The sequence below is a fragment of the Microcystis sp. LEGE 08355 genome (assembly GCF_015207185.1).
Taxonomy (GTDB): Bacteria; Cyanobacteriota; Cyanobacteriia; order Cyanobacteriales; family Microcystaceae; genus Microcystis; species Microcystis panniformis.
The window spans coordinates 1-4,172 of sequence record NZ_JADEXI010000415.1 but is presented as its reverse complement, the minus strand read 5'-3'; the positions used below and the strand labels follow the sequence as shown (position 1 = coordinate 4,172).

General features: G+C 39.4%; 7 protein-coding genes and 1 pseudogene. 2 read left to right on the top strand and 6 right to left on the bottom strand.

Translation table 11 applies throughout. The features are described 5' to 3' along the window. Window positions 1-68: 68 nt before the first annotated feature. The 6 genes from IQ242_RS18200 to IQ242_RS18175 form a co-directional block, all read right to left on the bottom strand. On the bottom strand, window positions 69-347 hold the full coding sequence (locus IQ242_RS18200) for a nucleotidyltransferase domain-containing protein (protein WP_193960938.1): 279 nt from the start codon (window positions 345-347) through the stop codon (window positions 69-71). A gap of 165 nt (window positions 348-512) precedes the next feature. Then, window positions 513-710, bottom strand: coding sequence for a hypothetical protein (locus tag IQ242_RS18195; protein ID WP_002757243.1), 198 nt, complete (start codon window positions 708-710; stop codon window positions 513-515). A 234-nt stretch (window positions 711-944) separates the two neighbouring features. Continuing rightward, window positions 945-1,199: a hypothetical protein gene (locus IQ242_RS18190; RefSeq protein WP_002757246.1), complete on the bottom strand. Its 255-nt coding sequence runs from the start codon at window positions 1,197-1,199 to the stop codon at window positions 945-947. A gap of 208 nt (window positions 1,200-1,407) precedes the next feature. Beyond that, complete coding sequence (locus IQ242_RS18185; RefSeq protein ID WP_193960937.1) at window positions 1,408-1,653, bottom strand: hypothetical protein; 246 nt, start codon at window positions 1,651-1,653, stop codon at window positions 1,408-1,410. Then, window positions 1,635-1,889, bottom strand: coding sequence for a hypothetical protein (locus tag IQ242_RS18180; RefSeq protein WP_004162525.1), 255 nt, complete (start codon window positions 1,887-1,889; stop codon window positions 1,635-1,637). Before IQ242_RS18180 ends, IQ242_RS18185 begins: the two co-directional genes overlap by 19 nt. Window positions 1,890-2,003: 114 nt before the next feature. Further along, window positions 2,004-3,164, bottom strand: coding sequence for a PEP-CTERM sorting domain-containing protein (locus IQ242_RS18175; protein ID WP_193960936.1), 1,161 nt, complete (start codon window positions 3,162-3,164; stop codon window positions 2,004-2,006). Between the two features lie 189 nt (window positions 3,165-3,353). Here IQ242_RS18175 and sipA point away from each other — a divergent pair, with 189 nt between their 5' ends. Next, window positions 3,354-3,566, top strand: coding sequence for a regulatory protein SipA (sipA, locus tag IQ242_RS18170; protein WP_193960939.1), 213 nt, complete (start codon window positions 3,354-3,356; stop codon window positions 3,564-3,566). A 66-nt stretch (window positions 3,567-3,632) separates the two neighbouring features. Beyond that, window positions 3,633-4,172 (top strand): annotated as a pseudogene (locus IQ242_RS18165) (glycosyltransferase); the annotation flags it as partial.

Below are 4,172 nucleotides of genomic sequence, written 5' to 3'. Positions count from 1 at the left end.
AAGACATTGCTTCGATTTTTGCCAATTGTTTTCTATCTAGAACGAGCTAATCAATTGAGTCTCTTGCCCTATAAGGATTTAGTCGATTTATGCCCCCTGATCGAATCATACCAAGTAACGAAGAGCCCTTTTACCTTAAGTAAATCACTTAAATAATATTCCAGATCTACTAAATCTAGTAAACTAGGCGGTTCTGTATAATCTATCAGAATATTAACTTCACTATTTTCCTGCACTTCTCCTTTTACATAATCTCCAAAAATACCTAATTCACTGACATGATACTTTTCTTTTACTAAGGACTTAACTTGAACCAAAATCGCTTTAATTTCTTCTAAATTTTTCATGATGCTTACCTTCTAAGATAACGGAAAAGACTTCTACCCTACTGATCAAAATTTTATTTCCTGTATCTGTATTGTAGCAGATATCGGATGAAAGGATAAACCATACTCCTTGAAATTATGGAAATTGAGAGAGTTAGGACAAAAATACCCCCTCAATTGACTGAATTAAGGGGGCATTTGTCGCAGATATTTATCAAGAAATTCCTCTGATGTTAAACAATCAAAATCAGCAATAATTTTGATTAATTCTCGATTTTCAGACAAAAAAATTTCTGCCGCACCATATTTGGCAGTTAGATAGATAAAAACATCTTCAGAAGGCACTAATTTTTCTGCAATTATCTGACTTGCTTCTGCTTTCATTTCAATCGTTTCTGGTATAAATAAGCAATTAAGATTCTGCCAGATTTGATCTACTATTTTGGCTGCTTTTGCAAACTCGTAAAATTTGGTTAATGAGTTCCTGGGAAATAATAACTTTGATTGAAGATTGATTATTGGGGGTATAATATCCTAACCATGTAAGAATTCGCTCTTGTGGTGAGAGGGGTTTTAATTGAGCAATAATATAAATATTTGTATCTAAAAAAATTCTCCTCATTCATACCGCTCCTGAAATAGTTCTTGCTTCACTTTACGAATAAGCTCTAAAATCTGTTCATCAGTGTCGATACCTGCTTCTTTAAATGCAGCTTGCATCTTAGTACGAGCTTGTTCAAATTCTACTTGTTCATTTTGATCGGGAACAATAATAACAACTTCAATCTCTGTGTCTGTTGGCAAATCTTGATGGGGTTGCTCGATAATTAATTGTCCATCTTTGATTTTGGCTTTAGTCTGAATAAATTGCATTTTTGATTTTTCCTCAGACTCAATCTGGTTTATTATATCTATCTTATCATTTTCGAGCGACTAATGTGTAATAGGAAGATATATAAAAAAACAAAACCCCCTCAACTGACTGAATGAAGGGGCATTTATCGTATTTTGTAAGCAATTTAGCCTACTTTTGTGGTTTAGTTTTCTGATGTTTTGGATGATTTTAGTTTGCACTTTAGGGTTATCTCCATACTTTCACCCGCATTATATCAAAATGATAATCATAGCTCCAAACAGGTAGCTCTAATTCGATTGAGATGATAGCAGTCAAAGCATCAATAATAGTAATAGTTTGATCAGGAAATTGTTTAGCTTTTGCTATGGCTGCGAAATACTGATCTTCTGTCGGATTGATCAGATTAGCAGATTCTAAGCAATTTTGTGTGAAATGAGTGGCTTGTTCAAATCCTAATCTATATAGAAGCAAGCTGTAAATTCGGCTAAAACAGCGTCATGATTGATGGATGTGTCAGTATAGCCACTTCCTTTGGGTGCGGGAGATAAGTGAAAAGATTTTTTCGGTTTGGATAAATAGCCTTTCGCTATTAAAAATGATTCTATAGCCGTTTGTACTGTATCAGAAGAAGATACCTTATGCTCTTGATTGTAGGCGGCTAGAGCATTAATTATGGTGGTGGGTAGCTCAATCGTCACCTGTTGCATAACCAAAATCCTCTTGATTTAATCATGTCCCTATTATACAATAAACCCCCTCAAACGACTGAATAAAGGGGCATTAATTCTACTTTGGTAAGCAATTTAGCCTACTTTTGTGGTTTAGTTTTCCTCGGATTTAGAGGATTTTAGTTTGCGTTTCAGGGTTGAAGCTGCGCCGAGAGTGCCAAGGGTTAATAAGCTGAGGAATGTAGAGGGTTCAGGAGTAGCAACCGCTTCAAGTGCGTCAATGTTCTCAGTTCCTGGTTCTAATCCCGTCCAGTGCTTTACTGTGTTCTTGACATTGAAAGCTGTATCCCAGACGTGTCCACCGTGGATAAGAAACTTCGCTGAAGGTTCAGTTGATAGCCAAACAAAGATCTCCCCACCATCTAAGTCTTGTGAGGGATCGTTGTCAGTAATAATGCCATCGTTATTTCCATCGATTGGTTTGAGGCTAAAGAGGATGTCGTTTTCCCATGTCATCAGTCCATCAAGGTCAATCTTCGCATCGGTGATATCTAAACCTGGAAAAAGAGGAGTGATTGCACTGGCGATATCCGCTTTCAGGAAGAGACAATCCCCATTACTCTTGAATACACTACATCCCAGAGGATCGCCGAAAAGGGAGTAACGGTTAGCATCATCTACAGGTATTTCAGGACCTTGTAGCAGCACATCGTTGACTCTATCTTCTAAAGGCACTGTCTCATCTTGAACCGGTGCCCAAAGTTCTAAACCTTCCACGTTATTTGGTTCAACTTGGTTGATCTCTGCTGGTGTCGCCCACACCCCTATCTTTTTGTACGGGGAAGGCAAAAGTACTTTATGGTTAGGACGTTCATAGAAGATGTAGTTATCGAAAGCCGTGCGCGGTCCTCCGGGCAACCCAGTCGAAAACACGAGTGGAACTAAATCTTCGATCACTTCATAGAAGAGTAAATCCTTCCGGTTAGCCAAGGCATCGACTTGGAAAGGATCGGGTGCTGCAATGCCAGATTGAGGATTCCAAAGAGTTAAAAAGTTACTCGTGTTGGTTGTCCCACCTGTGCCATCCCAGGCAATCACTTGACCAGGATTAGGGGTATGTAAGGGATTTCCATTCCTGTCTGGATCTTCGGAGTACTCCTTTCCTGGAACTTCAGGGGGAGATGGGACTCCATCTACCACGGGATTGACAAAGGGACCGGGGGAGTTAAATGGTCCTGCCAATACCTGGGATGGGGCTACCGTGACACCCAGTAAGAGACAGGAAGAGAACAAGAGTTTATGAGTGATTTTCATGATTATTGCTCCAGCAGATTTCGTAGTGCGATTATCCCCTCGCCGCTAGGTCAGGCAACACCCCAACACAACGCCAAAGGCGGATGGCAACAGCTTACACAACACCTATTCTCTGGGGAATCTATCTTGAGAATGATTTGAAATATGCTAAGTTGAGATATTATGTCACGATCGCATCTAGTCAGTACCATGAGTGAAATTAGCGTCGGGGGAAAAGTACGTCTGATTGCCATTCCCCCTTACCTGAAAACCGCCGATCCTATGCCTATGTTACGGCCGCCGGAGCTACTCAATATCAACGATATCGGCACGGTTATCGATCGCCGGCCGGGGGGTTATTGGGGTGTAAAATTCGATCGAGGCTCATTTCTGCTCGATAGCAAATATTTAGAAGCTATTTAAACCAGTTAAGTGCATTGCGGTCAAGACAACTTTGATAAATCACAAGCAAATCTAAAGAGTTAATTTATGTTTAATACTTTTCTATCGATCGTTATCCCGATGCGCGAGGGATTTGGCGAGCATTGGCTAGGAGAACTATTGAAAGTCAAGGGAGATATAGAATTTATTTTAGTTCATCCTCCCGGGGTCAAACCTTCGCCAGTAAATGATCCACGCATGAAACAGATTGTCTGTGCTTTACGAGGTGAAATTATTCAAAGAAGTACAGGATTTTTAAATGCCAGAGGTACTTATATTCTCACAATCAATTGCGATGAATATTTACACCCGGAGATCGTCACCTTAGTTAAAGACTATTTTGAACGCTTCCCCAATAGTTGGGTATTACGATTAGCCAGATGTGAATTTCCCTACGGTGAACGAGAAAAATTAGAGAGTACTTGGCCAACAATTCCCGATGTAAACAGTTTAGCTATCTGTAGCAGAAGAGAAAATAATAGTAACTTATTTAAAGATAATAATTATTTATTAGAATTACCGATCGCTCCTTTAGATAATCCTTTTAATCCCCAAGTTTTTCTCAATCAACGTCGCGATCAAAATGGT

Bases quoted from the DNA above. Each gene is read 5' to 3' on its own strand.
- IQ242_RS18180 (WP_004162525.1), bottom strand. From the start codon at position 1,889: ATGCAACAGGTGACGATTGAGCTACCCACCACCATAATTAATGCTCTA.
- IQ242_RS18175 (WP_193960936.1), bottom strand. From the start codon at position 3,164: ATGAAAATCACTCATAAACTCTTGTTCTCTTCCTGTCTCTTACTGGGT.
- IQ242_RS18195 (WP_002757243.1), bottom strand. From the start codon at position 710: ATGAAAGCAGAAGCAAGTCAGATAATTGCAGAAAAATTAGTGCCTTCT.
- IQ242_RS18200 (WP_193960938.1), bottom strand. From the start codon at position 347: ATGAAAAATTTAGAAGAAATTAAAGCGATTTTGGTTCAAGTTAAGTCC.
- IQ242_RS18190 (WP_002757246.1), bottom strand. From the start codon at position 1,199: ATGCAATTTATTCAGACTAAAGCCAAAATCAAAGATGGACAATTAATT.
- sipA (WP_193960939.1), top strand. From the start codon at position 3,354: ATGAGTGAAATTAGCGTCGGGGGAAAAGTACGTCTGATTGCCATTCCC.